General features: G+C 60.5%; 20 protein-coding genes, 1 tRNA gene and 1 pseudogene. 18 read left to right on the plus strand and 4 right to left on the minus strand.

All coding sequences use genetic code 11. The features are described 5' to 3' along the window. The first annotated feature begins 13 nt into the window (after positions 1-13). The 6 genes from ACYVDM_RS19215 (at position 14) to ACYVDM_RS19240 (ending at position 7,093) form a co-directional block, all read left to right on the plus strand. A complete protein-coding gene (locus tag ACYVDM_RS19215; RefSeq protein ID WP_415787818.1) occupies positions 14-1,486 on the plus strand; it encodes a M81 family metallopeptidase in 1,473 nt (490 codons plus the stop codon). 106 nt (positions 1,487-1,592) lie between these two features. Continuing rightward, complete coding sequence (locus ACYVDM_RS19220; protein WP_415787820.1) at positions 1,593-3,182, plus strand: ABC transporter substrate-binding protein; 1,590 nt, start codon at positions 1,593-1,595, stop codon at positions 3,180-3,182. 59 nt (positions 3,183-3,241) lie between these two features. After that, a complete protein-coding gene (locus tag ACYVDM_RS19225) occupies positions 3,242-4,183 on the plus strand; it encodes an ABC transporter permease (RefSeq protein ID WP_415787821.1) in 942 nt (313 codons plus the stop codon). Positions 4,184-4,187: 4 nt separating this feature from the next. Beyond that, positions 4,188-5,060 (plus strand): ABC transporter permease, encoded by an 873-nt coding sequence (locus ACYVDM_RS19230; protein ID WP_415787823.1) that lies wholly within the window; start codon positions 4,188-4,190, stop codon positions 5,058-5,060. 15 nt (positions 5,061-5,075) lie between these two features. After that, positions 5,076-6,107 carry an ABC transporter ATP-binding protein gene (locus ACYVDM_RS19235; protein ID WP_415787825.1) on the plus strand — a complete coding sequence of 344 codons (1,032 nt, stop codon included), beginning with the start codon at positions 5,076-5,078 and terminating at the stop codon, positions 6,105-6,107. Next, the gene (locus ACYVDM_RS19240; RefSeq protein ID WP_415787827.1) at positions 6,104-7,093 is read left to right on the plus strand and encodes an ABC transporter ATP-binding protein; all 990 of its coding nucleotides are present in this window, start codon (positions 6,104-6,106) and stop codon (positions 7,091-7,093) included. Before ACYVDM_RS19235 ends, ACYVDM_RS19240 begins: the two co-directional genes overlap by 4 nt. Positions 7,094-7,229: 136 nt before the next feature. Here the strand turns inward: ACYVDM_RS19240 and ACYVDM_RS19245 are convergent, their stop codons facing one another. Beyond that, positions 7,230-8,132 carry a c-type cytochrome gene (locus ACYVDM_RS19245; protein ID WP_415787829.1) on the minus strand — a complete coding sequence of 301 codons (903 nt, stop codon included), beginning with the start codon at positions 8,130-8,132 and terminating at the stop codon, positions 7,230-7,232. Positions 8,133-8,343: 211 nt separating this feature from the next. Here ACYVDM_RS19245 and ACYVDM_RS19250 point away from each other — a divergent pair. From ACYVDM_RS19250 to ACYVDM_RS19280, 7 genes are all read left to right on the plus strand, one after another. Then, positions 8,344-8,418, plus strand: a tRNA-Arg gene (locus tag ACYVDM_RS19250). 737 nt (positions 8,419-9,155) lie between these two features. Further along, a complete protein-coding gene (locus ACYVDM_RS19255) occupies positions 9,156-10,061 on the plus strand; it encodes an AraC family transcriptional regulator (protein ID WP_415787831.1) in 906 nt (301 codons plus the stop codon). Positions 10,062-10,282: 221 nt separating this feature from the next. Next, a complete protein-coding gene (locus ACYVDM_RS19260) occupies positions 10,283-11,887 on the plus strand; it encodes a GMC family oxidoreductase (protein WP_415787833.1) in 1,605 nt (534 codons plus the stop codon). Then, positions 11,877-13,352 (plus strand): aldehyde dehydrogenase family protein, encoded by a 1,476-nt coding sequence (locus ACYVDM_RS19265; protein WP_415787835.1) that lies wholly within the window; start codon positions 11,877-11,879, stop codon positions 13,350-13,352. Before ACYVDM_RS19260 ends, ACYVDM_RS19265 begins: the two co-directional genes overlap by 11 nt. Before the next feature lie 63 nt (positions 13,353-13,415). Next, complete coding sequence (locus ACYVDM_RS19270) at positions 13,416-14,153, plus strand: SDR family NAD(P)-dependent oxidoreductase (protein WP_415787837.1); 738 nt, start codon at positions 13,416-13,418, stop codon at positions 14,151-14,153. Positions 14,154-14,183: 30 nt separating this feature from the next. Then, entirely contained in the window at positions 14,184-14,726 is a 543-nt protein-coding gene (locus ACYVDM_RS19275; RefSeq protein ID WP_415787839.1) for a hypothetical protein, read from the plus strand. Between the two features lie 134 nt (positions 14,727-14,860). Next, positions 14,861-15,442 (plus strand): nuclear transport factor 2 family protein, encoded by a 582-nt coding sequence (locus tag ACYVDM_RS19280; RefSeq protein WP_415787841.1) that lies wholly within the window; start codon positions 14,861-14,863, stop codon positions 15,440-15,442. 374 nt (positions 15,443-15,816) lie between these two features. On the opposite strand, the pseudogene ACYVDM_RS19285 reads toward ACYVDM_RS19280, so the two are convergent. Beyond that, positions 15,817-16,751 (minus strand): annotated as a pseudogene (locus ACYVDM_RS19285) (IS110 family RNA-guided transposase). Between the two features lie 115 nt (positions 16,752-16,866). Beyond that, positions 16,867-18,180: an LLM class flavin-dependent oxidoreductase gene (locus ACYVDM_RS19290; RefSeq protein WP_415787843.1), complete on the minus strand. Its 1,314-nt coding sequence runs from the start codon at positions 18,178-18,180 to the stop codon at positions 16,867-16,869. A 206-nt stretch (positions 18,181-18,386) separates the two neighbouring features. On the opposite strand from ACYVDM_RS19290, the gene ACYVDM_RS19295 reads away from it, so the two are divergent. The 4 genes from ACYVDM_RS19295 to ACYVDM_RS19310 all read left to right on the plus strand — a co-directional run bounded on the left by ACYVDM_RS19295 (position 18,387) and on the right by ACYVDM_RS19310 (position 23,584). Continuing rightward, positions 18,387-20,024: an ABC transporter substrate-binding protein gene (locus ACYVDM_RS19295; RefSeq protein ID WP_415787845.1), complete on the plus strand. Its 1,638-nt coding sequence runs from the start codon at positions 18,387-18,389 to the stop codon at positions 20,022-20,024. A 70-nt stretch (positions 20,025-20,094) separates the two neighbouring features. Beyond that, positions 20,095-21,024, plus strand: coding sequence for an ABC transporter permease (locus ACYVDM_RS19300; RefSeq protein WP_415787847.1), 930 nt, complete (start codon positions 20,095-20,097; stop codon positions 21,022-21,024). Beyond that, positions 21,021-21,884 carry an ABC transporter permease gene (locus ACYVDM_RS19305; protein WP_415787849.1) on the plus strand — a complete coding sequence of 288 codons (864 nt, stop codon included), beginning with the start codon at positions 21,021-21,023 and terminating at the stop codon, positions 21,882-21,884. The genes ACYVDM_RS19300 and ACYVDM_RS19305 overlap by 4 nt, the downstream gene beginning before the upstream one ends. Further along, on the plus strand, positions 21,881-23,584 hold the full coding sequence (locus tag ACYVDM_RS19310; protein WP_415787851.1) for an ATP-binding cassette domain-containing protein: 1,704 nt from the start codon (positions 21,881-21,883) through the stop codon (positions 23,582-23,584). The genes ACYVDM_RS19305 and ACYVDM_RS19310 overlap by 4 nt, the downstream gene beginning before the upstream one ends. 60 nt (positions 23,585-23,644) lie before the next feature. Here the strand turns inward: ACYVDM_RS19310 and ACYVDM_RS19315 are convergent, their stop codons facing one another. Beyond that, positions 23,645-24,898, minus strand: coding sequence for an acyl-CoA dehydrogenase family protein (locus tag ACYVDM_RS19315; protein WP_415787853.1), 1,254 nt, complete (start codon positions 24,896-24,898; stop codon positions 23,645-23,647). Between the two features lie 508 nt (positions 24,899-25,406). On the opposite strand from ACYVDM_RS19315, the gene ACYVDM_RS19320 reads away from it, so the two are divergent. Continuing rightward, on the plus strand, positions 25,407-25,724 hold the full coding sequence (locus ACYVDM_RS19320; RefSeq protein ID WP_415787855.1) for an EthD family reductase: 318 nt from the start codon (positions 25,407-25,409) through the stop codon (positions 25,722-25,724). Positions 25,725-25,741: the final 17 nt, after the last annotated feature.

The raw sequence follows: 25,741 nt of genomic DNA on the forward strand, positions 1-25,741 counted from the left end.
GGATGGAGACGAAATGGGAAAGCGTGTACTGGTTGCGGAATTTATGCACGAAACCAATACTTTCAGCGTTCAGCCGACTGGGCTTGCGGAATTCCAGGATGGCGCGCTGCGGTTTGACAACGAGATTCCTCGCGACTACCGAAATACGCACTCTTCGATGGGCGCGGCTTTCGAGGCGGCGGATACGTTCGGATGGACATTGGCCCACCCCGTGGTGGCTTCGGCCAATCCATCGGGTCGCGTCACCGACGAATTCTTCGATGATACCTGTAGCCGCATTCTCGATGCCGCCGGCCAGCTGGATGGCGTGTTGCTGCATCTGCATGGCGCCATGAGCGTCGCCAGCTACGATGATGGCGAGGGTGAGTTGCTCCAGCGGCTGCGCGGGCGCATCGGCGAACAGATTCCGGTGGTGGTCGTATTGGACCTGCATGCCACCGTGACGCAACAGATGGCTGACCACGCTAGCGCCCTGATCGCCTATCGTACCTATCCGCACATTGATCAATACGAACGCACTTGGCAGGGCGCACGGTTGCTGGCGCGCGCGATGGCCGGCGAGATCACCCCACGGGTGGCCCTGGCGCGCCGCCCCATTTTGTATGCGTTAGATGGCGGCCGCACGAACTCCGCGCCCATGATCGAATTGTTACGCCGTGCCGATGTTATCGAGGCCGACGGCCAAGCGCTGGTGGTCAGCATTCAGGCGGGTTTTTCGTCGGCGGATGTGCACGATATTGGTCCGTCGGTCGCGGTCACCATCGATGGCGATCTGGCCGCTGGCCAGGCTCTCGCCGAGCAACTGATGGATTACGTATGGCAAGAGCGCCATTATTCGACTATCCACTTTACCCCGATGGATGAGGCGCTTCGCCAGGCAGCCCAACCCGATAGTAGTGGCACGCCGTTGGTCATCTCCGACTATTCCGACAATCCGGGCGCCGGCGCCTATGGCGACAGTACGACGTTGCTCAAGGCGATGGTCGACGCCGACCTGCAGAACGTCGCGTTCTACGCGATCTGTGATCCTGAGGCGGCGCGCGAGGCTGCGGCTGCGGGGGTAGGCAGCACGATCACGTTACAGGTGGGCGGCAAGATCGATCCTGCGCAAGGTGGAGCACCGCTGGCGCTGACCGGTTACGTGGCTACCATCACGGATGGGCGATTTGTCGCTCATGGCCCCATGGGTGGGGGAGTGGCTCGCAACTACGGTCTGAGCATCGTATTCCGCGTCGGCGGTATCGACATCATTTTGATCAGCAACAACGGTCAAGCTACCGATCTGGGACAACTCACGTCATTGGGTATCGACCCTTCTCGCAAATCGACGGTCGCCGTGAAATCGATGCAACATTTCCGGGCGGCGTTCGAGCCCATCGCGCGCCAAGTGCTGGAAGTCGACGCTGGTGCGTTGTGCACCAAGGATTTCAAAGGCCGTCCATATCAACACGTTCGCCGTCCGATCTGGCCGCTGGATGATATCTAAAACTGAGAGGAATGCCTGACGAGACGAGCCGCGGCTATTCGCAATAGCAGTCGCGCAGCGTTGTCAGTGCGCCATGATCAATTCAAAAAATCAAGGGAAAACAAGCATGCAAAAACGCGTCAGAACTTTCTCGCTTGCACTGGCTGCCAGTCTGGTGTTGGTGGCGACCGCCGGGGCTGCCGAACAGCCGAAGACGATCAAGGCGGTCATGAGTGGCGCGCTGAACAATCTGGATCCTATTCAGACCACCGCTGACGCCACGCTGGTGCACGGGATGCTAGTCTACGACACGTTGTTCTCGTGGGACGAAAATCTGGTGGCCAAGCCCCAGATGGTCGATTCGTACACCGTCAGCGACGACAAGCTGACCTACACCTTTACGCTACGCGAAGGCCTGAAGTGGCACGATGGTCAGCCCGTCAAAGCTGAAGACTGTGTGGCCTCTCTCCAGCGTTGGTCGACGCGCGACACATTGGGCCAGCGCATCGCCGAGCTGACGTCTGACGTTTCCGTCGTCGATGGTCGTACGTTCCGTATCGTGCTCAAGGCACCGTTTGGCTACCTGTTGGACGCGCTGGCCAAGACTGGTAGCAACTGGCCGATCATGATGCCCAAGCGTCTGGCACAGACCAGTCCCTCTGAGCAAGTCCGCGAAGCGATCGGCTCGGGCCCATTCAAATTCGTGCGCGAAGAATGGGTGCCTGGCAGCAAGGCGGTCTATGTCAAGAACAACGATTATGTCCCCCGCGACGAGCCGGCCAGTGGTACCGCCGGTGGCAAAGTCGCCAAGGTGGATCGCGTTGAATGGATTGTGATGCCCGATCAGCAGACAGCGCAGGCGGCGCTGATGAATGGCGAGATCGATCTCATCGAAGCGCCTCAGGCTGATTTTATTCCCATGCTGAGTGGTACGCAGGGCGTAAAAGTCGAAACGACCGCGACCTTTGGGATCCAGGGCATCCTGCGCATGAACCACCTGCAGCCGCCGTTTGATAACGCCAAGGCGCGCCAGGGGCTCCAGGCACTGGTTAATCAGGAGACTTACCTGCGCGCGATCGTCGGTAATCCCGAGTTCTATCAAGTCTGCAATTCGATTTTCGTCTGCGGCTCGCCACTCGAGACCCAGAGCAAGCGCACCTACGCTGACGATAAGGCGCGCGTCGAGGCAGCCAAGCAGTTGTTCAAAGAAGCGGGCTACCAGGGCGAGCCCATTGTTATCCTGAACCCCACCGATAGCGCGCTCTCCAGCTCGGCGGCGCTGGTGACGGCGCAACTGATGCGCGAGGCCGGCTTGAATGTCGACGTGCAATCAATGGATTGGGCCTCTGTTGTGGCACGGCGCCCCAATAAGGGCAAGCCTTCGGAAGGCGGCTGGAATATCTTCATCAGTAACCAGTCCGGCATGACTGCCTCGAATCCATTGACCAACCTGGGTCTGGCGGCAACCTGCGAAAAAGCCTGGTTCGGCTGGCCTTGCGATGGAAAAAGCGAGGCCCTGCGCGACAAATTCGCGAGCGCCGAGACCCTAGAGGAGCGGCGCGACATCGCGCAGGCTCTGCAAGATCAGGCTGACGAGTCCGTACCGTACATCTCGTTCGGTCAATGGAGTCAGCCGATCGCCTATCGCAGCGATCGACTCAGCAACATTCTCAAGCTGCCTAACTCCTTCGTGTTCTGGAACATCGCGGTTAAGTAACCCGTGTTCTGTTGGCGACCCGCTGATGCGGGTCGCCAATCCTTTTGTAGGAGTAGTGAGTGGGAAGTCACATCTTGCGGCGCCTGTTGGCCACGGTGCCGGTCATCGTGATTGTCGCGGTGTTCGTTTTTCTGTTGCTGCGGTTGACGCCCGGCGATCCCGCGGCGGTGATCGCGGGCGAGCACGCGTCGGCTGCCGACATCGAGCACATCCGCGCGAGCCTGGGATTGAATCGCCCTCTGGTTGAGCAATTCTTCATCTGGCTGGGCAGGTTGCTCCAGGGCGACCTGGGTCACTCCATCATTAATAATATGCCGATCTCGTCGCTGATCGCGCAGCGCATCGAGCCTACGCTGTCGTTGGCGGTCGCGACGATGTTGGTGGCGCTGCTGGTCTCGTTGCCGCTGGGTATCGCGGCGGCATGGGGGTCGCGTACCTGGATCGATCGATTCACGATGGTGCTGGCTATTCTGGGCTTCTCACTGCCGGTCTTTCTGGTGGCTTATGCGTTGATTTATTTCTTCTCGATGAAGCTGGGCTGGTTTCCAGTGCAGGGTTATCGCCCTTTGTCTGAGGGCGTATTACCGTGGTTGCAAGGACTGGCACTGCCTACGCTGTCACTGTCATTCACCTATATCGCCTTGCTGGCACGGACCACGCGCGCTAGCATGCTGGACATCTTGTCCGAGGATTACATCCGCACCGCACAGGCCAAAGGCGTGCGCACGCGCGCGCTGCTGATACGCCATGCGTTCTCTAATGCCGCCGTGCCTGTGGTCACTATTGCCGGCATTGGTATCACGCTGCTGATCAGCGGTGTGGTCATCACCGAGACGGTCTTTAATATTCCGGGCCTGGGTCGACTGACGGTCGATGCCATTCTCAGTCGCGACTATCCCATCATCCAGGCGCTGATACTGTTGTTTTCGGCAGTCTATGTCGTGATCAATCTGTTGATCGATTTGCTGTATGTCGTTCTAGATCCTCGCATCGAGTATTGACGCTATGTCTGCTACTGCTAACGTTATTGCTGGCTACCCGGTGCGCCGCACCTGGATACCGCGTTTCTTGCGTGGCCGTTCCGCCATGGTGTTCGGCGCTTCGCTGTTGTTCGTGTTGGTCGCATTGGCCATTGCCTCACCTTGGCTGACCGCCGATGCGCAGGCGATCTCGCCGCTGAACCGACTGAAACCGCCGTCGGCTGATCTCTGGTTCGGTGCCGATCAATTGGGGCGCGACATCTATGCCCGCACCCTGCAAGGCGCTCGCGTTTCATTGCTGGTGGGCGTCAGTGTGGCGCTGCTCAGCGCCGCTATCGGTCTGCTGATGGGTGTGCTGTGCGGCTTTTATCGCCGTCTGGATGCGGTCGTCATGCGCTTCATGGACGCCTTGATGGCCATTCCATCGATTCTGCTTGCCATCGCACTGACCACGCTAGTGCGAGGCGGCGTGCTCCTCGTCATTGTGGCGATCACGATACCCGAGATCCCGCGGGTGGTGCGCCTGGTGCGCAGCGTGGTATTGACGCTGCGCGGGCAACCGTATGTGATTGCGGCCATTGCTGCCGGCACACGCCAGCCATTGATCATGTTGCGCCACATCGTGCCCAACGCCGTATCGCCCTTGATCGTGCAGGCCACCTATGTGTGTGCTTCGGCGATTCTGACCGAAGCGGGTCTGAGCTTTATCGGGGCGGGTGTGCCGCCCGAGGTGCCGAGCTGGGGCAATATCATCGCCGGCGCGCGATCCTATTTTCAGATCGCACCGTGGGCCATCTTCTTTCCAGGCATCGGCTTGGCCTTGACGGTGCTGGCGGTCAACCTGCTGGGTGACGGACTGCGCGACAGCCTCGACCCGCGTGCATCCAGGAGGCTTTGAGCGATGGACGCCACGATGCCATCCCCCATACAAGATCAGACGCGTCCCATGCTGAGCGTACGCGGACTGCATACACGCTTCTACAAGGACGACACCGTCATCCATGCCGTCAATGGTATGTCGCTCGATTTGTGGCCCGGCGAGGTCCTGGGCCTGGTCGGTGAGTCAGGCTGTGGCAAGAGCGTGACGGCGCTGTCCATCCTGCGCCTGATTCCGCGCGCCGTCGGGCGCGTGGTCGAAGGGGAGATTGATTTCGAGGGCCGCGATCTGTTGGCCCTGACCCCGCATGAACTGGCCTCAATGCGCGGCCGCGATATCTCGATGATCTTCCAGGAACCGATGACTTCGCTCAATCCGGTACTGCGCATAGGCGAGCAGGTGGCCGAGTCTCTGGAGCTACACAAAGGCATGAGCCGACGAGCCGCGCTGGCCCGCGCCGTCGAACTGCTCGAGTTAGTGCGCATCGCCGATCCGGCGCGGCAGGCCCGTGAGTACCCGCATCGTCTATCGGGCGGTATGCGTCAACGTGTGATGATTGCCATGGCCCTGGCTTGCGAGCCGCGGTTGATGATTGCTGATGAGCCCACCACGGCGCTGGATGTGACCGTGCAGGCGCAGATTCTCGAACTGATGTCGGACCTGAACCGGCAGACCGGCGCGGCAATTCTGTTGATTACCCACGATCTAGGCGTGGTGGCCGAGATGGCTCACCGTGTCATTGTCATGTACGCCGGTAATGCGGTCGAAGAGGCTTCGGTGCAGGACCTGTTCGCCAATCCGCTGCACCCGTATACGCGCGGCCTGATGGCCGCCATGCCGCGCCGCGGCGCGTGGCGCGACACCGCGAGGTTGCAGGCGCTGCAGGAAATCCCGGGCATGGTGCCCTCGCTGCGCGCTCCCATTGTGGGCTGCGCGTTTGCGCCACGCTGCTCCTATGCAACCGCGCGCTGCCATGAGCACGCGCCGGTTAGGCAGATACGCCAGAATGGTCATGCCGTGGCGTGCTGGGAGGCAGATCGCATGGAGCAACTGGGGAAACCAATATGAGCCAGGCGCACGATGGACCCGTGCTGGCGGTGAACGATCTGAAAATGCACTTTCCGATACGTCGCGGTGTGCTCGGTCGCCAAGTGGGGACGGTCTATGCGGTTGACGGCGTGAGCTTTACGCTCGAGCCTGGTCAGACCTTAGGCCTGGTCGGTGAAAGCGGCTGTGGCAAGTCGACGTTAGGCCGTACCCTGGTCAGGCTTGCGGAGCCGACCGCGGGCCAGATCTGTCTGGACGGTCAGGACATCAGTCGCCTGACGCCGGGCGAACTCAGACCGTTGCGCCGCAAGATGCAAATAGTCTTGCAGGATCCTTTTTCATCGCTTAATCCGCGACGCACGGCCGGTGACAGCGTCATCGAACCGCTGAGCAACTTCGAGCGCTTGACGGCCAGTACACGCCGAGAGCGTATGGCGGAGCTATTCGCCAAGGTCGGTTTGCCGGCCGAGGCCATGCGCAAGTATCCGCACGAGTTTTCCGGTGGGCAACGTCAGCGGCTCGGCATCGCTCGGGCGTTGTCAGTATCGCCTCGGCTGATCGTGGCCGACGAACCTGTGTCGGCGCTCGACGTGTCTGTGCAGGCCCAAGTTATCAATTTGATGATGCGCCTGCAGCAGGATCTTGGTGTGGCTTACGTTTTCATCTCGCACGATTTGGCCGTTGTCGAACACGTCAGCCACCAGGTGGCCGTGATGTACCTCGGGCGCATCGTCGAAATCGGCAGTCGCAACCAGTTGTTCAGCGCGCCGCGTCACCCCTATACGCAAGCGTTATTGGCAGCGGCGCCGATACCCGATCCACTGAAGAAGGTCCAGCGTCAAGTCGTGCCGGGTGATGTGCCCAGCCCGGCCAAGCCGCCACCGGGTTGTCACTTTCATACGCGTTGTAGTCAGGTCGGGCCTAGGTGCCGGCGCGAAGCGCCCGTGCTACAAGACACGGCCGGTCACGCCGTGGCCTGCCACCTGTATACCGGCGGGACGGTTTAAGTCGTTTTCGCGACGGATGCGTCCGTACGGCGACATGCCCGTTGGCAGTCATGCTGTCGCTGTCGAAAACGCCAGTGATAAAAAAAATCCCTCGACAACGTCAAGGGATTGATGGCTTCTGGCGATGCGGCAAGGCTTACTTCGTCGCATTCACCATATATTCGACCGCTGCCCGGATGTCGTCTTCAGAGGCGTTTACGGCGCCGCCCTTGGGCGGCATGGCGCCTTTGCCTTGCAAGACAACCTTGACCATCGTGTCGAGGCCCGTCTTGATATAAGGATCCCAGGCGGTTTTGTCGCCAAACTTCGGTGCGCCGGCAACCCCGGTGCCATGGCAGGCAAAACAGGTGCTCTTGTACAGCTTTTCACCGGCGGGATTCGTTGTCGCCGCTGCCTGAGGGGCGGGCGCCTCTGCACTGGGTGCCACCGCCGGGGCCGCTGGCGCTGGCGCAGCAGGTGTCGCAGCGGGGGCCGGAGCAGCCGCTGCAGCCGCAGGGGCCTCACCGGCCGCAGTGGTACCTTCTGCCTCGGGGGCCGCCGGCTCTTCAAGCGAGGCTCCCGATTCATTCGCCATATAGACAACCGCGCGAGCGACCTCGTAGTCGCTCAGTGCCGGATTGCCGCCCTTGGCAGGCATCGCACCCTTGCCATGCAGCGCGACATTCAACATCGATTCATAGCCGCTCTTGATAAAGGGCCCCCAGGCTGCCTTGTCCCCTAGCTTGGGTGCGCCAGCTACCCCTGCGGTATGACAGGCCGTACAGACTGCCTGAAAGACCTGTTCGCCGGTCTTGAAGACCTTGGGTGCGTTGGCGTCAACCAACTCAAAACCCGAGACGGGGGCAATGCGTTTATTAATCGCCTCTGCGGTCAGCGTGTCCGAGCCCGCGCCAACCTTGGTGCCCGACGTGACCATATTCACCAGCAAAATGATGATAAGGATGGGGAGGACGAAAGCCAGCACGACCGTGACAATCAGCTGCTTTGGCGTCTTGATGGGCGAGGCGTGTTCTTCGTTGTGTTCCTGCTCGTTGCTCATAACCTAATCCTGCAAATCGGGTACCGGGGCGCCTAATGGCGGCAACTGACGACGAAATCAACTACAACGCAAGGAGTGGTCGCAAAACAAGGCCCACCCCCCATGCAAACGCCAGATTATATAACGCATGTCAGATGAAAACAGGCAGACTCGTCGATAACCTGTCACTCCGCGGCAAGAACTCGAAATTTAGGTACAATGTCGCCTCTTTGCGCCCGTAGTTCAATGGATAGAATGAGAGTTTCCGAAACTCTTGATACAGGTTCGATTCCTGTCGGGCGCACCATAGAATCAATGTCTTAAGATTTTTTGGCTCTACCCCATTTTCGGGGGATGGGCACTCATCAGGCCCGGTTAATCACACCGTTCCAACCGTACTGAGCCAAGACTCTCGTGCGGTAATTCTCAAACTTCCTGAAGCCGTAAGCCCGGCGCGAGTCTGCTGGACTGGTACACATCAGGACCACAGCTGGGACGTGTCGTAGCTTCGCTCCAGCTGGCGAATCGCATTGCTCTCGTACAGCATCGACTCAGGCACGCCAATATCTTGCAGTGCCCTGGCGTTCAGTGTGCTCAGCGCATCAGCAGTTCGTTTTCGAGCGCGACGCGTGAAAAGACCCCGCCACCGTGAGGACCAACGCTCAATAAGACGTTTCGTGCGCGATAGGACGGCAGGATCAGTCGTATCGATTAGTTGGAGCGTTGCAACGTCAACAGTACTTAGTGTTTCTTGGGATTGCATTTCTCGGGGGGCAGCGTTGACTCCAGAGATTGGTAACGTTCATTAGGCGTCGGGTTCCAATTCCTGCGCTTGCTAGCGGTCACACCGAAACACATCCCTGATGACTCTTTTGGCCGCAGGCAAACCAGGACGGTAGTCTGTTTTCGACCGATTGCAGTATTGCGTGTTGGCTGAAGCAAACACACAAATCTCGGGGTATGTGCTTATCCGATAGCCGACAACTTGTTACAGCTATACTGCAGCAGAACTTGCATCTCGAGTATGCCAAAGGGAGAAGCGCAATGACCGTGATTGTCTATTCATCTTTCTCCCAATGGTACGCCGAGGGCCGAGAGGCTTCCTATGTGCGCACGAAAAAATCCCCGGGTGGAGTCCTCGACCTGCTTGACGTGACTAGACCAGCCGGAGATATGGATCGCCCAGCCCTGCCGGATCTTGCTTTGTATCAAGATCAGATCGGGGGCAGCCGTGTTCGGGGCAACTCGGGGGGAGGGCAATTCAATGTGAGGAGCGGAAAAGGCTCGTTCTATCTCGCTGCGCCGGACTTCGCTCATACCATCTCGGTCGACACCGATCACCAGCTTCGCGCCTTGTCCTTTCCTCTGGCGCAGTGGCAGACAGTGCTTGATGAAGCCTCCAACGGTAGTTTCACCGCAGAACGCCTGCAACTCTACAGAGGGTCATTTCACTCGCCGGCCATCCAGTCATCGCTGCGGAACTTGTGGGCTTTGGGCGACGAGGATGGGGTGCCGTCACGTCTGCTAGCGCGGGCTGCAGGCTGCGAGATCCTGGCCGAGCTATGCCGGATGAGCGGGGCATCGTTCACCTCGGCAAAGGGTGGCCTTGCCCCGTGGGCAGAACGGCGTTGTCAGGAGTTGATGCGCGCGCGGTTGTCGGAAGACATCACCCTGGACGAACTGGCCGCCGAGGCGCAACTGTCATCTTTTCATTTCGCACGCATGTTCAAGCAAAGCGTTGGTGTGCCACCACGTGTTTACCTGACGCAACTGAGGATGGAGAGGGCCTGCGAACTTCTCGAACTGACGGACCTTCCGATCACCGAGATCGCCTTTGAAGTTGGATACTCGTCCAATCAGGTACTCGCCCGGGTATTCACCAAACATCAGCATATGAGCCCCTCCGAGTATCGTCGGGCAGTTCGCATTCCGGTGTGCTTCAGCACATAGCAGGAACCCAACTCCGTCGCGTTCACGCGCAGGCTTGCGTTTGCCGCTTTACCAAGCCACGGGTACGCACGTCTGATTGATGCACAAGATCGGCACCATGACAGCAGTTTTTGCGCCGTAATATGCCTCGCCTCTCCCTAAAGTAAGTACTTGATAAGCAGGTATTGCTCTTGTTCTCGAGCAGAACCGATACATCAGGAACTTAACGAGGGGCGGTTCTCATGACTTCAGGGAAAAAGACTGCGGCACATATCGGCATTGGCGCTAGCGCCAATGCCCGAAAGCCGGCAGTGATCATCATCGGTGGCGGTTCCGCCGGAGCGGTGCTCGCTGCCCGACTCAGCGAAGACCCTTCGAGACAGGTGCTGCTTCTCGATGCCGGTCCGGACTTTGCGCCCAAGGCTTATCCTTCCAGCCTGACTGACGCCGGGACAGTCGCGCCGCCGGATTTTGACTGGCAGTACATGAGCGACGACAAGGCGAAGCTGGGTCACGATATCCCAGCCCCACGTGGCAAGGTGATCGGCGGTAGTTCTGCACTAAACGGTACCGTGGCGATACGCGCCCGGCCATCTGATTTCTCCCGCTGGTCGGCACTCGGGATCGAGGGATGGTCGTGGGACGACGTGTTACCGACTTTCAAGGCATTGGAGAACACGCCGAGCGGCGAAAGTGACTGGCATGGCCGTAACGGACCACTTCCCATCCGGCAGCGCACGATGGCGGAGCTTTCGGCGTCATCGCGTGCCTTCGTGGATGCATCGCGCGCCAATGGCCTGGTAGCCGTCAACGACTTCAACGGTGCCACTGCCGATGGGGTAGGGCCATATCCGCTCAACGTTGTGGACGGCGTGCGGATGAATACCGGTATGACCTATCTCGCCGACGTCGTGCGGACACGTCCCAACCTGACAATCCGAGGCGATGCCGAGGTCGACCGGCTGGTGCTCGAAGGCAAATGCGCCGCCGGTGTGCGTCTGGTGACTGGCGAAGTCGTGTCGGGCGGTGAGGTGATCCTCTGCGCGGGTGCTTTCGGAAGCCCGGCGATCCTGATGCGATCCGGGATTGGACCCTCGGCGCACCTTCGCAGCCTCGATATTCCGGTAGTGGCGGACCTACCTGTGGGCACGAGGCTTCAGGATCATCCCCTCATTTACAGTGTCTATGCGTTGAGGGCGGAGCATAAGGCGATGTTGCCTGCCGCCGGAGCGTTGGCGTGGACGGGTTCGAAGGGCGCAAGTTCTGGCGACCTCGATCTTCAGATTTCTGCGACGCACTTCTTTAACCCAATGCACAGTCCCACCGGCGGCGCGATCGTGCTGGCGTCCGCGCTGGTGTTGCCGCGCTCCATCGGCTCGTTCCAGATCAGATCGCGCGATCCCCGGGTCGACCCTCGCATCCAATACAACTTCCTCGACGATCCGAGCGATCTCGAACGTCTGATGGAGGTCGTGCGCCTGACGAGCAAAATCGCAACGACCGAGCCGTTCGCGAGCATTGTCGACGGTGAAATCACTCCGCCCCTGCCGACAGAAGACGCACAGTTGCGAGAGCACATCATCGCGAACGTCTCTACCTATGCCCATCCGACCTCCACGGTCCCGATGGGCGCCGCCGATGATCCGACGGCCGTCGTCAATGCCTGGGGCGCGGTGCGCGGCATCAGCGGCCTGCACGTTGTCGATGCATCGATCTTCCCTGATGTTCCCTCAGTGCCAACCAACGTGACAACCGTCATGGTCGCTGAACGGATTGCAGCCCGGCTGGGTAATGCCTCGCCGACTATTCACGCCAAACGAAACACAGGAGTCACCCATGAATATTGATACCTCCCACAAGTCCAATCCCGCGTTGAACTGGGTCGGCGGCGAGTGGCTGGGCTCGGATACGGTCCGTGAGTCCATAAATCCCGCCACCTACGAGGTCATCGGAACCTACGCCGAAGGTGGTGTTGAAACCGCCAAGGCGGCCATAATCGCGGCGAAACGCGCAATGCGCGAGTCAGAGTGGGTACACGACCGCAAGCTGCGGGCGCGTGTGCTCGACAAGCTTGCGGACGCGTTCGAGCGTCATCGGGACGAACTCATCCAGATCCTCTACACCGAAAACGGCAAGATCCAAGGCGATGCCACCTTCGAAGTCGATCTTTGCGTTCCGTCGCTGCGGTACTTTGCTGGCATTGTGCGCACGGAAGCCGGACGGGTTGTGGACTCCAAGCCGGGCAGAATCGCGATGATGGTGCGCCAGCCGATGGGCGTGGCGTGCATCATCGCGCCCTGGAACTCCCCTGTGATTCTAATGGTGCGATCGCTGTCGCCTGCCCTGGCGGCAGGTTGTGCTGTGATCATCAAGATGCCGGGCAAGAGCGCCCAGATCACCGCGACTATCTCCAAGATCTTTGCCGATGTACCGGAACTGCCCCGCGGAGTGATCAACGTGTTCACTGACGAGGCTGGCGACGGAGCCAAACATATCGTTGCCTCTCCGGATGTTCCGGTCATCAGCTTTACTGGCAGCACCGGAACAGGCAAGGCGATCGCGCTTAGCGCTGCACCGCACTTCAAACGCATCGGGCTGGAACTGGGCGGCAAGACCCCGGCAATCGTGTTTGACGATGCCGATCTTGATCTCGCGTTGCCGATGCTCGAAACGGCACTGACGAAGTTCGCGGGTCAGTTCTGCGTGACCGGCCAGCGCGTGATCGTGCATGAAGCGATTGCCGAGGAGTTCAAGAAACGGTTCGCCGAGCGTCTGCGCGCAGTGAAGGTCGGACCCGCCGCGGACCTGTCGAGTGATATGGGCCCGATGATCGACCGCGAGAACGTCGAACGGGTCAATAACGTTGTTGAGCGTGCCATTGCCGAAGGCGCTGAGGTCGTCGTGCGAGGAGGGCCTCTGACCGAGGGTCCACTTTCGACGGGCGCGTTCTTTCGCCCCACTTTCCTGGAGGTTACTGATCCAAAGATGCAGGTCGTTCAGGAGGAGACCTTCGGTCCCGTGGTCACCATGCAGCGCTTCACCACGGCGCAGGAGGCTGTCGCCCTGGCGAACGACAGTATCTATGGCTTGGGGGCCAGCATCTGGACGCGTGACGTCTCGAAGGCTCTGCGTATTGCTCCCAGGATCGAAGCGGGTCTGGTCTGGATCAATGAATGGGGCGCGGTCAGCGAAGACACCGAGGAGGGCGGTTCCAAACACTCGGGCCTCGGACGCCTGAATGGCGCCACGGCGATCGATGACTTCACCGAGATCAAAACCATTACGTTCAATCCTGGACTGATGCAAGCCTAAGCGTCACCTGAGTCGACGTTGTTGTGACCTCTTTGGGTCAATGTCATAAAAGGAAGAAATATCATGTGTCTTACAGGCAAGCGCGCGCTGGTAACTGGTGGCTCCCGCGGTATCGGCGCTGCCATCGCACAGGCCCTGGCCGCTAATGGCGCGGACGTCGCTATCACCTACCAAAACTCGGCGAAGTCTGCGGAAAGCATCGTAGCTTCGATCGAGAAACTGGGTCGCCGTGGTCTGGCTATTCAGGCCGACAGTGCCGATCCGGATGCCATAAAGCGGGCCGTCGGCGAGACCGTCGAAACACTTGGCAGTCTCGATATTCTTGTCAACAGCGCGGCTCGGGGGCTCGCTGGCCCTGTCGCGCAGGTCGATCTCGCCGAGTTCCAGGCGATGATGGACGTCAACGTCCGCGGCCCCTTTGTTGCGGCACAAGCCGCAATACCGCACCTGCGCGAGAGCGGTCGCATCATCTCGATCGGATCGGCTTTGGCAGAGCGCGTCCCGTTTCCGGGTATCACGGCCTATGCCATGTCGAAGTCGGCACTGCTCTCGCTCACCCGTGGGCTGTCGCGCGAGCTCGGCCCGCAGGGCATTACGGTCAATCTAGTCCAGCCGGGATCGACCAATACTGACGCGAACCCGGCAGATGGAGAAAGTGCTGATTTCCAGCGAGGTCTGTCCTCAATTGGGCGTTATGCCGAGCCGCGAGAGATCGCTGATGCGGTCGTGTTTCTTGCAAGCCCTGCCGCAAACATGGTGACTGGCATTGCCTTGACTGTGGACGGCGGGGCGAACGCATAAGCAGCCACGCAGATAAAAGGAATAACGAGCATGTCTGAAATTGCTGGCGTAGTCGTCAGTCACATTATTCGCCCGGCGCACGAACAGGCATTCGTTGTATGGGCGAAAAAAATGGGAGAGGGCGTTCGCGCAGCGTCCGGCTTTCGCTCGATTATTCGGCTTGATCAAGGGCCGGCGATATCCCATACGGTGGTGCAGTTCGACTCCCAGGAGCAACTCGACAGTTGGCTGGTATCGGACGCATTCCTGCTGTTGCGCGCGGAGGGCTTAAATTACTCATTGCGGACCATCCAGCCGCAAGCTGGCCATACTAGCATCGTCAGCATTCCAGGATCAGCCAGCATGCCCAAATGGAGGCAGGCGGCTGCGACATGGCTCGGTGTCTACCCGACTCTGCTTGCTGTCAATGTGGTCATGGTCCGCCCCCTTGCAGATTCAGTGAACTGGCTCGTGCTACTGACAGGAAGCTCGATAGTACTCACTGTCATTCTGACATGGGTGATCCTTCCTCGCGCTCATCGAGCGCTGCGCCCATGGATGTTCGCAGAGTCGGACAACGACAGTAGTCCATGATCAAGCGCCATCCCGCCAATCACCAGATTGGATCCCAGCATTTCCCCACATAGCTCACCCTATCCACCCTAGCTCGCAAACCTGAAATACCACGAACCGCAAGCGGTAATTAACAATGTAAACGGAGAGAACTCATGATCACAATTTCTCGCACTAAGTCGCTCGCGGCAGTCATTACGCTCGCCGCGTCCAGTTTGACTGCCATCCCTGTTGCAGCACAGTCGACTAGCGAAGCGCAGTCTGCTGCTTCGCTCTCGGTTGTTATGGAATTCCTGGCCAACACGGCGCCCGATAAAGTTGAAGCTGCTGCACAGAGGCTGGCGGCTCCGGACGCAACCTATGTTTCTCTCAACTTCGACAATCCGGAACTCCAAAAAATCCTGCCTTGGACCGGCACAAACAAGGGCCCGGAAGCCTTCAGTAGCTTGTTCTTGCAGCTCGCGGATTACTGGAAAACCGAAGACTTCACCGTCACCGATAAGATCGCTTCTGGGGAGGATGTCGCGATTTTCGGTAAATTCACTTATCGGTCCGTAGCGGTAGACCGCGTGTTCACATCACCGTTTTCCATCCACGCCAAGGTCCGTGACGGAAAGATGATCTATTTCCAGTTCATGGAAGATACCTATGCTTCTGCCAGCTCGTTCCGGCAGTCCGGCTCGTGGACGGTGAAGACACCTGACGACGCAGCCCCCTTTAAGGTGGGGGAAGAGTAACGACCTCGGCCGGTGGGTATTCTGGGGCACTCGTAAAAATACTGCCGGCCACATCCTCCGGCTCTACCCCATTTTCGGGGGGTGAGCATTCATCAGACCTACATGGATGCCCCCGTTTTGCCAAGCGCTCACTTCATGACGGTTGAAGGAAGGGATTGCAGCCGTACATTCGGACTCAAATTTAGGCTTTTCGCCTATGTCCCTGATGGAATCTGCTGGTCGATGCCTCATCGCGGTTACGCACTCGAAGTGCTGAGTCTGATGCGGGTTTAATCGACCACGGTCTAACCTGTCTTGCCATCAATGTCGTGATTGCCTGTGCAATCAGTGGGGTGTACCTCTATGGTTAAAGCTGAAGAATCTGACTGATCCAACTACGCGCTATTCAAGGACTGCACGTAGTCAGGCCGGAACTCACGGTCGTGAAACAGTACCGCCCAGACAATTCTGGCCGTCTTATTCGCCTGTGCCACCACAGCCACGTTCTGGTTTCGACTGTGAATGAGTCTGTAGAGCCAACTACCAGAATTGACCTTCCTCCCGATGCGATACGCAAGTGAGCGCGCTCCGTGGATCAACAAGGTCCGCAAATAGACATCGCCTCGCTTGCTGATGCCCAGCAGTGTAGGCTTGCCGCCAGTGGAGTGTTGCCGAGGCACCAGCCCCAACCATGCAGCAAGCTCCCTGCCATTCTTGAAGTGCCTAGCATCTCCGACGGTAGCCACCATCGCTGTGGCTGTCATCGGTCCAATGCCCGGAATCTGCTCCAACCGCTGACTGAGTTCGTTGCCGCGATGCCAGGCGTTGATTTGAGCCTCGATCTCATCGACCTGTCGATCCAATAGCTTCAGGTGCTCTAACAGCCGATCAATGAGATGTCGAAATACTCCCGGCAGTTCGCTGGCTGCATCCTCAATCAAAGCGGGTACCCGCTGCCTGATATGACCAAGGCCTTGGGGCCTGTTGATCTACCGTCTTGATGGGGACAAACCGCATGGAGGGTCGACCGACAGCTTCGCAGATAGCTTGAGCATCAGCGACGTCGTTCTTGTTGCTCTTGACATATGGCTTGACCAACTGGGGTGCCATCAGCCGCACTGTGTGACCCATTGCCTGTAACTTTACGTCCCCAGTGGTGGGCACTGCCGCAGGCTTCCATCCCTATCAGGCATGGTTCCATATTGATAAAGAAGTTTGCGACTTGATCACGCTTGAGCTGCTTCTTGAGTACATTCTTGCCATCGGCATCGACGCCGTTAACCTGAAACACGCTCTTTGCTAAATCAATATCGATAGTTGTAGCCTTCATGGTGGACGTTCCCAACGGTTCAAGTGGTCGAAACAACACCTCCACTTTGGCACAATTGATGCCGTTACGGGTGGGGGCGTCCATCCCATTGCGGTTAATGATGTAGAGCCCTGATTCAGGGGGCTCCCAGGCCCAGATGCGAGCGTAGCGTATCGCCTCGGTACTCGTTGCGGAAAATGCCGCGCTGGCGCAGGATGGGCACCACGCCGTCGACGAAATCCTCCAGTCCACCCGGCAGCGTGTCGGGCATCAAATTGAAGCCGTCGGCGGCCTCGGTACGGAACCAATGCTCGATATCGTCGGCGATCTGCTCCGGCGTGCCCACGATGACGCGATGGCCGCCGCCGCCGGCGAATTCGCGTATCAGCTCGCGCGCGGTGGCGCCGGTGCGTTTGGCCGCCGCCAGCGTGGTGTTGAAGAAGGTATGCGTGCCGTTCTTGGGCAGCGCCAGGTTTTGCGCGATAGGCTCGTCGAGCTTGATCGACTCGAGCGGCACGCCGAGCGTGCCCGCCAGACGCTTGACGCTGTATTCAAGGGGAATCAGGTCCATCAGTTCGTCGCGGCGTCTATACGCTGCTTCCTCGGTCGCGCCGATGATGGTCGTCAGCCCGGCCAGGACGCTGACCGCGTTGGGGCCGCGCCCGTATTTCGCGGCGCGCTCGTGCAGGTCGCGCCGGTAGGCGCGCGACTCGTCGATCGATTCCGATGCCGAAAATACTGCTTCGGCATGCCGGGCGGCCAACTCCCGGCCATCGCCCGAGCCGCCGGCTTGCACCAGCACCGGATGGCCTTGGCGCGAGGGCGGCAGCGTCAGCGGGCCGTGCACCGAAAAGAACTTGCCTTGGTGAGCGATCGGCTGAATGCGATCCGGGTCGGCGAAATACCCCGAGTTTTTGTCGCCCAGGAAGGCGCCCGGCTGCCAACTGTGCCATAACGCCTTGACGACATCGGCGAATTCGGCGGCGCGCGCGTAGCGCTCTTGATGGTCGATGGCGACATCGCGGCCGAAGTTGCGCGCCGACGCGGGGTCGGCCGTGGTCACGATGTTCCAGCCGGCGCGGCCTGCGCTGATGTGATCCAGCGTGGCGAAGCGGCGGGCGATATTGTAGGGCTCGTTGTAGCTGGTGGATACCGTGGCGATCAGGCCGATGCGGCGCGTATGCGCGGCCAGGGTCGCCAGCAGCAGCGTCGGTTCCAGCGCATTTATGGAGCGGTATTGCACCTGGTCGCTGATGGCCGCCGTGTCGGCCAGGAAGACCGCGTCGAACGCGCCCCGTTCCGCGACCTGGGCCAGCCGAACATAATGGGCAACGTCGAACAAGGCATCAGTCTGTGCTTCGGGCAGGCGCCAGGCCGAGGGAACGAAACCCGAATGCAGCATGTTGATGTTCAGATGCAGCTCGCGGGAAGCGGGAGCATGGGATGGCATGAGCGTCTTCCGATGATAGCCAGCGTATGGAATCAGACAGTTTTCACCAAAACGCCAAGCCATCAAACGATCAAATGATTATGTCTTCATGCGGGTATTTGTTTATGTCTCGCCGACGCGAATGTTTATGCCAAAAGACCATAACAATTGCTGTCTCGACTCCGATAGGATGGCGGTTTTCTTTTTAAGAATCGCTTGGAGTTTGCATGATGAGTTCACGCACGATGCGCTGCCGGCCAGTCTTGACGGCGGCGCTTGCCGTCTTAGCCGCCGCTTTCTCAGCAGTCTCTTCGGCCCAGGCGGAAACGCCGGTGCAAGGCGGCGAGATCGTCTTCGGCGTGACGACGGAGCCGGTTTGCTTCGACCCGCATCGCTCTTCGCAGCAAAACGCCTACATCCTGATACGCAACTATGTCGATTCGCTGGTGGCCAAGGCTGAGGGCGGCAAGTTCCTGCCCTGGCTGGCGTCGTCGTGGACCATCTCGTCGGACGGCAAGACCTATGTGTTCAAGCTTCGCGAGGACGTGCGATTTCATGACGGTGCTCGCTTCGATGCCGAGGCGGTCAAGGCCAACTTCGATTACGTGCGCGACGTCAAGAACACCGCGGGCGCGGGAGATTTGCTCAAGGCCGTGAGCGATGTGCGCACGCTCGGCTCTCATGAGGTCGAGATCGTGCTGAACCGGCCCGATTCGAGCTTGCTCGAATCGATTTCCAGCATCCGCCTGGGCATTCTTTCGCCCAAATCGCTCGACTCGGGCGCCAGCTTGTGCGCGGGTGGTCCTGCGTTGGCGGCCACCGGCCCTTTCGTGTTCCAGAATTACACGCGCGGTGAATCGGTGACCTTCGCCAAGAACCCCGACTATGCATGGGGGCCGGGCTATGCTGCGCATCAGGGGCCTGCTTATCTCGATAAGGTGGCAGTGCGCTTCTTGCCCGAATACGCAGTGCGCGCGGGCGCCTTGAAGTCGGGCCAGGTCGACGTGATCGAAGGCGTGCAGCCGGCCGACGTGGCCTTGTTCAAGGATCAGCCGGATTTTCAATTCCTGGTGGGCCCGTCGGGCGCCTCGACCTCGTTCACGTTGAACATCAATTACACGCATCCGCCCGCCGACGATGTGAGGGTTCGTCGCGCGCTGCGCGATGGAGCTGATATCGGCGCACTGGTGCAAAGTGTCTACCAGGGGACGTACCGCCGGGCCTGGTCCAATATCGGTCTCGATAACTACTACTTCGACAAGTCGCTGGAAAACGCCTGGGGTAATGACGTGGCCGGCGCCAACAAGCTTCTGGACGATGCCGGTTGGACGCAGCGCGATGCCCAAGGCTATCGCGTCAAGGACGGTAAGCGCCTGTCGATCGAGGTAGGCTATCCGCAACCCTATGTGCGCGACAATCGGGACATCCTGATCCAGGGCTTGCAGGCGCAGTTGCGCAAGAACCTCGGCTTCGATCTGAAACTGCGCATCATCACGGGCGGGGAGTGGGCGCAGCAGCTCAAGGACGGCAGCTGGACGATTTATCCCAACACATATCTGCCCGCCGACGCGGCTCAGGAGCTGCAAGGCAATATCGGCGAGAGCGGTTTCATCCGCGCGCGGGCCGACAAGGGTGACCGGAAACTCTTCGATTTGATCAACGGCGCGCTGGCGGCCACCGATCCCGAAGAAAAGAAGAAGCTGGTGTTCGCGGCGCAAACGCGCGCGGTGGACCAAGCATTCATCGTGCCGCTGTTCGCCGCCAATTACCAGTTGGGAGCCAAGGAGATCGTCAAGGGCTTGTCGTTCGAAACCCAGCTCGATTCACCGTCCAACTTCTACGATGTATGGCTGGCGAAACCATGAGCGCACTGGGTCGTCCCAAACGTGAATTCTTCCTCGAGAGGAAGTGGCGCAGCGACAGGAGGGGCGTTCAATGAAAGCGGCGCTTGCACGCAGCGTGCTGTTAAAACTGGTCAGCGGCTTGCTGGTCGCCTGGGGCAGCGCCACCGTGGCCTTTCTGGCGCTGCACGCGTTGCCCGGCGAGGTGCAGGACATCCTGGCGGGCGATCTGGACTACCCTGGCTTGAGCGAGGCTATCGCGGCCGAGTGGGGGCTGGATCGCAGCCTGGCGTGGCAGTACTGGAATTTCGTGTCGAATATTTTTTCCGGCAATTTGGGCACATCGTATACCCTGCGCCAGCCTGTCTCCGAGGTGCTGTTCTCGCAGCTTGCGCCCACAGTGCTGTTGGCGGGCACGGCGGGGGTGCTGGCCTTTGTTCTGGCGCTGGCCGTGGCGCTTGGCACCAGCGGCGCGGGCCGGTTGGGCCGCGGATGCGCCGAGTTGCTTGAGCGCTTCAGCGTGTCGGTGCCCGTGTTCTGGCTGGGCCTGCTGTTGCTGATGGCGCTTTCCTTCGGCTTGAACTGGTTCCCGGTCTCAGGGGGCGACGGCTGGCGCTCGCTGGTGCTGCCCGCCATCACACTGGCCTTGCCCACGGCGGGCCTGCTCAGCCAGGTCTTGCGTGAGGCGTTGGATAAGGCGCTGGAGCAGCCTTTCGTCGTGACGCTTCGGGCGCGGGGCTTGAGCGAGGGGGGCATCCGTCTGCGCCATGTGTTGCGCCACGCCGTTGCGCCGGCCATGACCTTGGGCGGTTGGCTTATCGGCGGCCTGCTGGGCGGCGCTGTCCTGACTGAAAAGGTCTTCGGCCGTCCGGGTCTGGGCACGGTCACGCTCAACGCCGTGCTGACCCATGACGTGCCCATCGTGCTGGCCGTGGTGCTGCTGGCAGCCTTCGTTCACGTGGTGGCTTCCACCGCGCTGGACATTCTCTATCTATTTATCGATCCGAGGCTCAGAACGCAATGACGACCACGGTTTTGACCGCTGCTGGTGGCCACGGACGGGCGGTCGCCGCCAGGCTGCCGCGCCTGTCTTCCATTTTGTCGCTGGCTTTCGCGGCCTTGCTGGTGCTGTGCGTGGCGGCGCCGCAATGGTTGACGCCCTACGATCCGCTGGAAGCGGATTTTCTGGCGATATTGCAGCCGCCCAGTTGGACGCATCCTTTCGGCACCGACCGCATCGGACGCGACGTGTTGGCGCGCACCATCCACGGCGCGCATTTTTCGCTGTCCATTGGGCTGGCCGGCACCGTCATCTCGGTATTGTTCGGCGTGCTGCTGGGTATCCTTGCCGGTCAGCGCAACCGCTGGGCCGACGAAGGCCTGTGCCGCGTGTTCGACGTCATTTCTTCCTATCCGGGCGTCTTGCTAGCCATGATGGTAGTGACCTTCATGGGCAACGAGGCGCGCAACATCGCCATCGCCGTGGGCATCGCGGGCATTCCCAAGTTCGCCCGGTTGGTGCGCGCGCAGACCCAACTGGTGCGCGAGGCGGATTACGTCACTCATGCCTACATCTATGGGCGCAGCCGGTTGGCGGTGTTCTGCACGCATCTGCTGCCCAATGTGCTGGTGGCGGTGCCGGTGGTCGCTACCGTTTATGTGGGTACGACCATTCTGGCGGTGTCTGGCTTGAGCTTTCTGGGCCTGGGGCCGCAGCCGCCCACGCCCGAATGGGGGGTAATGCTGGCCGAAGGGCGCGACGTGCTGCGCACCGCTTGGTGGCCTAGCGTTTTTCCGGGGCTGGCCATTACCCTGACAGTCATTTCCTTTATCGTGCTGGGACGCGATCTGCAACTCAGGTTCGAACGCAGGGAGGCTGCATGAAAGACGGCACATATGGCCGGCGGGGCGAAGTTCTGGTCGATATCGAGAACCTGCGTATCGGTTTTCCGGGCAAGAACGACAACAAAGATTTGGTTGACGGTATCGATCTGTGCATCCGGGCGGGTGAGTGCGTAGCCCTGGTGGGCGAGTCGGGCTCGGGCAAGAGTCTCACGGCACGCAGCATCCTGAATCTAGCCGGCAAGGGCGCGCGGATGTCGGCCCGGCGTTACGAGATCGGCGGGCGCAATGCCTTGCGTTTCACGCTGCAGGAATGGCGTGACGTGCGCGGCCGGTTCGCGGGCCTGGTGATGCAGGACGCGCTGGTGTCGCTCGACCCCTTGCGCCAGATTGGACAAGAGGTGGGCGAGACCGTTGCCGTACATGGCTTGCTGCGTGGCGAACGGGCAGTGCGCGGCCGGGTGCTAGACGCCCTGGCGCAAGCTGGCATCCCCGACCCCCAGGCGCGCAGCCGGCAGTACGCGCACCAGCTTTCCGGCGGCTTGCGCCAGCGCGCTCTCATCGCGGCCGCTATCGCGGCTCATCCCAGGCTCATCATTGCCGACGAACCCACCACGGCGCTGGACGCTACGGTGCAAAAGCAGGTGATCGAGGTCTTGATGCGGCGCGTGCGCGAGGACGGCGTGGGGTTATTGCTGATTAGCCACGATCTGTCGGTGGTGTCGGACATCGCCGACTGCGTGCTGGTCATGCGCGGCGGGAGGGTGGTAGACGACGGGTCGACGCGTGAAGTGTTGTCCCACCCTCGGCACGACTACACCCGTGCGCTGATCGCGGCGGTGCCGTCGGCCGAGTCGCGCGGATACCGGCTGGCATCGGCACGCATCGAGACCGGCGCGGCGGATGACCAGACCGTGGCGCGCATTCTGCGCGAACCCTTGCCGCCCCGCGCGGCGCTGGGCGGCGAGGTAATTCTGCGGGCCGAAGGCCTGGGCAAGCGCTACTGGCAGCAGCGCGGCGGCGGCGAGTTCCAGGCGCTCGACGAGGTGTCGTTCGAGATTCGCGCGGGCGAGGTGCTGGGCCTGGTGGGTGAATCGGGGTCGGGCAAGTCCACGTGCGCCAAGATTGTTCTTGGTTTGCTCGAACCCGATGCGGGCGGCGTATCCCTGCTGGGCAAACCCTGGTCCGGCATCCCCGAGCGCTGCCGCCGGGCGTTGCGTCCCAAGCTGCAGTACATTCCGCAAGACCCCCTGAGCAGCTTCGACCCGCGCTATACGGTGCGCGACATTATTCTCGAGAACTTGCCCAGGGTGCTGGGCTGGGCCGAGTTGGACCGGCGCGTCCGTGGCTTGTTGGCGCAAGTGGGCCTGGACGAGCGTCTGATCGATCGCTTGCCCGCCACCTTATCGGGCGGCCAGCGCCAGCGCGTCGCCATTGCCCGCGCCCTGGCCGCCGAACCCGCGCTGATCGTGTGCGACGAGCCAGTGTCCGCCCTGGACGTCAGTATCCAGGCCCAGGTCATCGATCTGATCGGCGAATTGCAGGCGCGCATGGGCACAGCGCTGCTGTTCATCTCGCACGACATCGGCTTGGTGCGGCACGTGGCCGACCGGGTATTGGTGCTGCAACAGGGCAGGGTGGTCGAGCAGGGCGAGGCGGGACAGGTGCTGACGCATCCTCGGCATTCGTATACCCGAACCTTGCTCGATGCCGTGCCGGGCGCGTGGCGTCAGGTCGCCTGATGCGAAAGGGGGCACCGCCCATGCCTGTGAGTGCCCCATGCCGTTTGGCGCGGGCACGTCTTAGGCGGCTTGTGCCTGGGCCGCGGTTTGCGGCTCGGCGACGCCGATCTTCCACTGATTGGGCGCAGGCGTGTCGTTGACGGCGAAATCGCCGGCGATGCGGTCCTTGTAGATCCGAGGGTTGTGCGTGGCCAGGGTGCGTACATTGCGCCAGAAGCGATCCAGGCCTAGATGCGGTAAGGTCGACGTGGCGCCCAGGGCGTCGAACAGCCGGGTCGATGAATCCAGGATCAGCTCGATCACCAGGCTTTGGGACTGGGCGATTTCCAGGTCGGCGATCGCGCGTGCCTGCTCGGTGCGCTCGGCATCGCCGCTGCGCGAAGCCTGCCATACGCGTTCCAGGGCCTGGGCATTCTGCAGCACGATGGCGCCCGCGCCATAGGCGGCGGCACGCAGCCGCCCGACAATTTCCAGGATCTGCGGGTCGTGCCGCACCAGTGGTGCATTGCCCGAACTGAAGCTGCGTTTGCGGTCCCGCACCGCGGCGGCGGTTTCGTCGGCCACGGCACGGCCGATGCCGGCGATGTTGGCCAGGTGCAGCGATTGATAGAAGGCCTGGTAGTAGGGCACACGATCTTCGTCGGGCCGGATGTTGGACGGGTCAACCTCGACGTCGCGGTAGTGCGTGGTGCCGCTGGAGGTCAGGCGCTGGCCGAAGCCGTTCCAGTCGTCCACCAGTTCGACGCCCGAGCTGTCGGTGCGCAGCGTCACAGCGTAGGGCTTGCCGTCTTCACTCGTGACGCCCACATCGGCCCAATCGGCGTACATCAGACCGGTGGAATAGAACTTGGATCCGCTCACGAACCACTTGCCGTCGCGCTGAAACAGACGGGTGCCGAGCGTGCCTTGCCGGTTGTCGGTCTCGCCGCGCCCGGGGCCGACGAGTTCGCCCGCCGCGATGCGGCGCAGCCAGGCCTCGCGCCAGGACAGGTTGTCGGTGTTGAGCACGGTCTCGACGAAACCGAGGTGAGCACGCAGCGACTGTTCGACGTTGGAGTCGGCCGAGCCCAGTTCGATCAGCAGGTTGAACAGTTCGGGCAGGGTGATGCCGCTGCCGCCATATTCCTTGGGCACGCGCAGGGCGGTGAAGCCGACCTGGGCCAGCGCGCGCACTTCCTGGCGTGGCAGGACGCGATGGCGCTCCCGTTCAATAGCGCCGGCACGGATGTCATTGAAAATACCGCGGAACCGCCGCTCCAGCGTTTCGTAGTCGGCGCTGGGGCCCGCGCCCCAGCCTTGCGAAATCTGTCCCACGCATTTCTCCATACAAGGTAAGCGGAGGACTATGAAACAAGCCGGGGAAGAGATCAACGACTCATCTTTCATATCCATATGAGCCGCCGCAGGCTGAATAAGAACAAGCCGAGACGGTATCTGATCGCGGTCCGGTGGCAGTGCCGACAATCCTGTCGGGTTTGTCTATTTGCAAGATGTCATGAGTATTCTTACCCTTGTGGCAGTCTCTCCAACCGTTCGCGCTCGTCGGCCTTGTTGCGGCATGTGGCGCAGCGCCTTGCTCTGCTGGGCTTGGATGAAAATCCGCGCATCTCGAACCTGCGCGGGCTACCGTCAGAAAAATTCGAACATCGCTCCAGTCCATGCCATGAATCACCGTTCAAAAATGCACAAAAAATATACGCGAATGGCAGTTCACAAATAATTTCATAGACGTCACCATCTCGCCTGTCGGTGAGTCGGCCCAGTTCGAGGCTGATAGGTTGTCAAACGTTCAATAAGTAGCCTGATGCCTTGTGGAGGCCCTATGAATACTCAAACTGCTCCGGTTGTTGTCTACGTGACTTACCAAGGTACGCCACAAGATACGTTTAATCGTAGCTATTACGTCGACGTCCATCTGCCATTGGCCATGAAGGCCTGGGCTCAGTACGGTCTACTCAGCGTGGCGGCTTATTTTCCGACGACCGAACACAAAGGAACCGTCGCAATCTGTGAATGCGTCTTCCGAGATGAAGCCGCGTTAGAAATTGCATTCGCATCGCCGGAAGCCTCCGATGTAATGGCTGACGTGCCGCGCTTTACCGCCATTGCTCCTCAGCGCGTCCGGGCAGTTGCACTTTAATTGGCCAGTACAGGCTC

It is taken from the genome of Bordetella tumulicola, assembly GCF_054779135.1.

Bases quoted from the DNA above. Each gene is read 5' to 3' on its own strand.
- ACYVDM_RS19215 (WP_415787818.1), top strand. From the start codon at position 14: ATGGGAAAGCGTGTACTGGTTGCGGAATTTATGCACGAAACCAATACT.
- ACYVDM_RS19220 (WP_415787820.1), top strand. From the start codon at position 1,593: ATGCAAAAACGCGTCAGAACTTTCTCGCTTGCACTGGCTGCCAGTCTG.
- ACYVDM_RS19230 (WP_415787823.1), top strand. From the start codon at position 4,188: ATGTCTGCTACTGCTAACGTTATTGCTGGCTACCCGGTGCGCCGCACC.
- ACYVDM_RS19235 (WP_415787825.1), top strand. From the start codon at position 5,076: ATGCCATCCCCCATACAAGATCAGACGCGTCCCATGCTGAGCGTACGC.
- ACYVDM_RS19240 (WP_415787827.1), top strand. From the start codon at position 6,104: ATGAGCCAGGCGCACGATGGACCCGTGCTGGCGGTGAACGATCTGAAA.
- ACYVDM_RS19245 (WP_415787829.1), bottom strand. From the start codon at position 8,132: ATGAGCAACGAGCAGGAACACAACGAAGAACACGCCTCGCCCATCAAG.
- ACYVDM_RS19255 (WP_415787831.1), top strand. From the start codon at position 9,156: ATGACCGTGATTGTCTATTCATCTTTCTCCCAATGGTACGCCGAGGGC.
- ACYVDM_RS19260 (WP_415787833.1), top strand. From the start codon at position 10,283: ATGACTTCAGGGAAAAAGACTGCGGCACATATCGGCATTGGCGCTAGC.
- ACYVDM_RS19265 (WP_415787835.1), top strand. From the start codon at position 11,877: ATGAATATTGATACCTCCCACAAGTCCAATCCCGCGTTGAACTGGGTC.
- ACYVDM_RS19270 (WP_415787837.1), top strand. From the start codon at position 13,416: ATGTGTCTTACAGGCAAGCGCGCGCTGGTAACTGGTGGCTCCCGCGGT.
- ACYVDM_RS19275 (WP_415787839.1), top strand. From the start codon at position 14,184: ATGTCTGAAATTGCTGGCGTAGTCGTCAGTCACATTATTCGCCCGGCG.
- ACYVDM_RS19280 (WP_415787841.1), top strand. From the start codon at position 14,861: ATGATCACAATTTCTCGCACTAAGTCGCTCGCGGCAGTCATTACGCTC.
- ACYVDM_RS19290 (WP_415787843.1), bottom strand. From the start codon at position 18,180: ATGCCATCCCATGCTCCCGCTTCCCGCGAGCTGCATCTGAACATCAAC.
- ACYVDM_RS19295 (WP_415787845.1), top strand. From the start codon at position 18,387: ATGATGAGTTCACGCACGATGCGCTGCCGGCCAGTCTTGACGGCGGCG.
- ACYVDM_RS19300 (WP_415787847.1), top strand. From the start codon at position 20,095: ATGAAAGCGGCGCTTGCACGCAGCGTGCTGTTAAAACTGGTCAGCGGC.
- ACYVDM_RS19305 (WP_415787849.1), top strand. From the start codon at position 21,021: ATGACGACCACGGTTTTGACCGCTGCTGGTGGCCACGGACGGGCGGTC.
- ACYVDM_RS19310 (WP_415787851.1), top strand. From the start codon at position 21,881: ATGAAAGACGGCACATATGGCCGGCGGGGCGAAGTTCTGGTCGATATC.
- ACYVDM_RS19320 (WP_415787855.1), top strand. From the start codon at position 25,407: ATGAATACTCAAACTGCTCCGGTTGTTGTCTACGTGACTTACCAAGGT.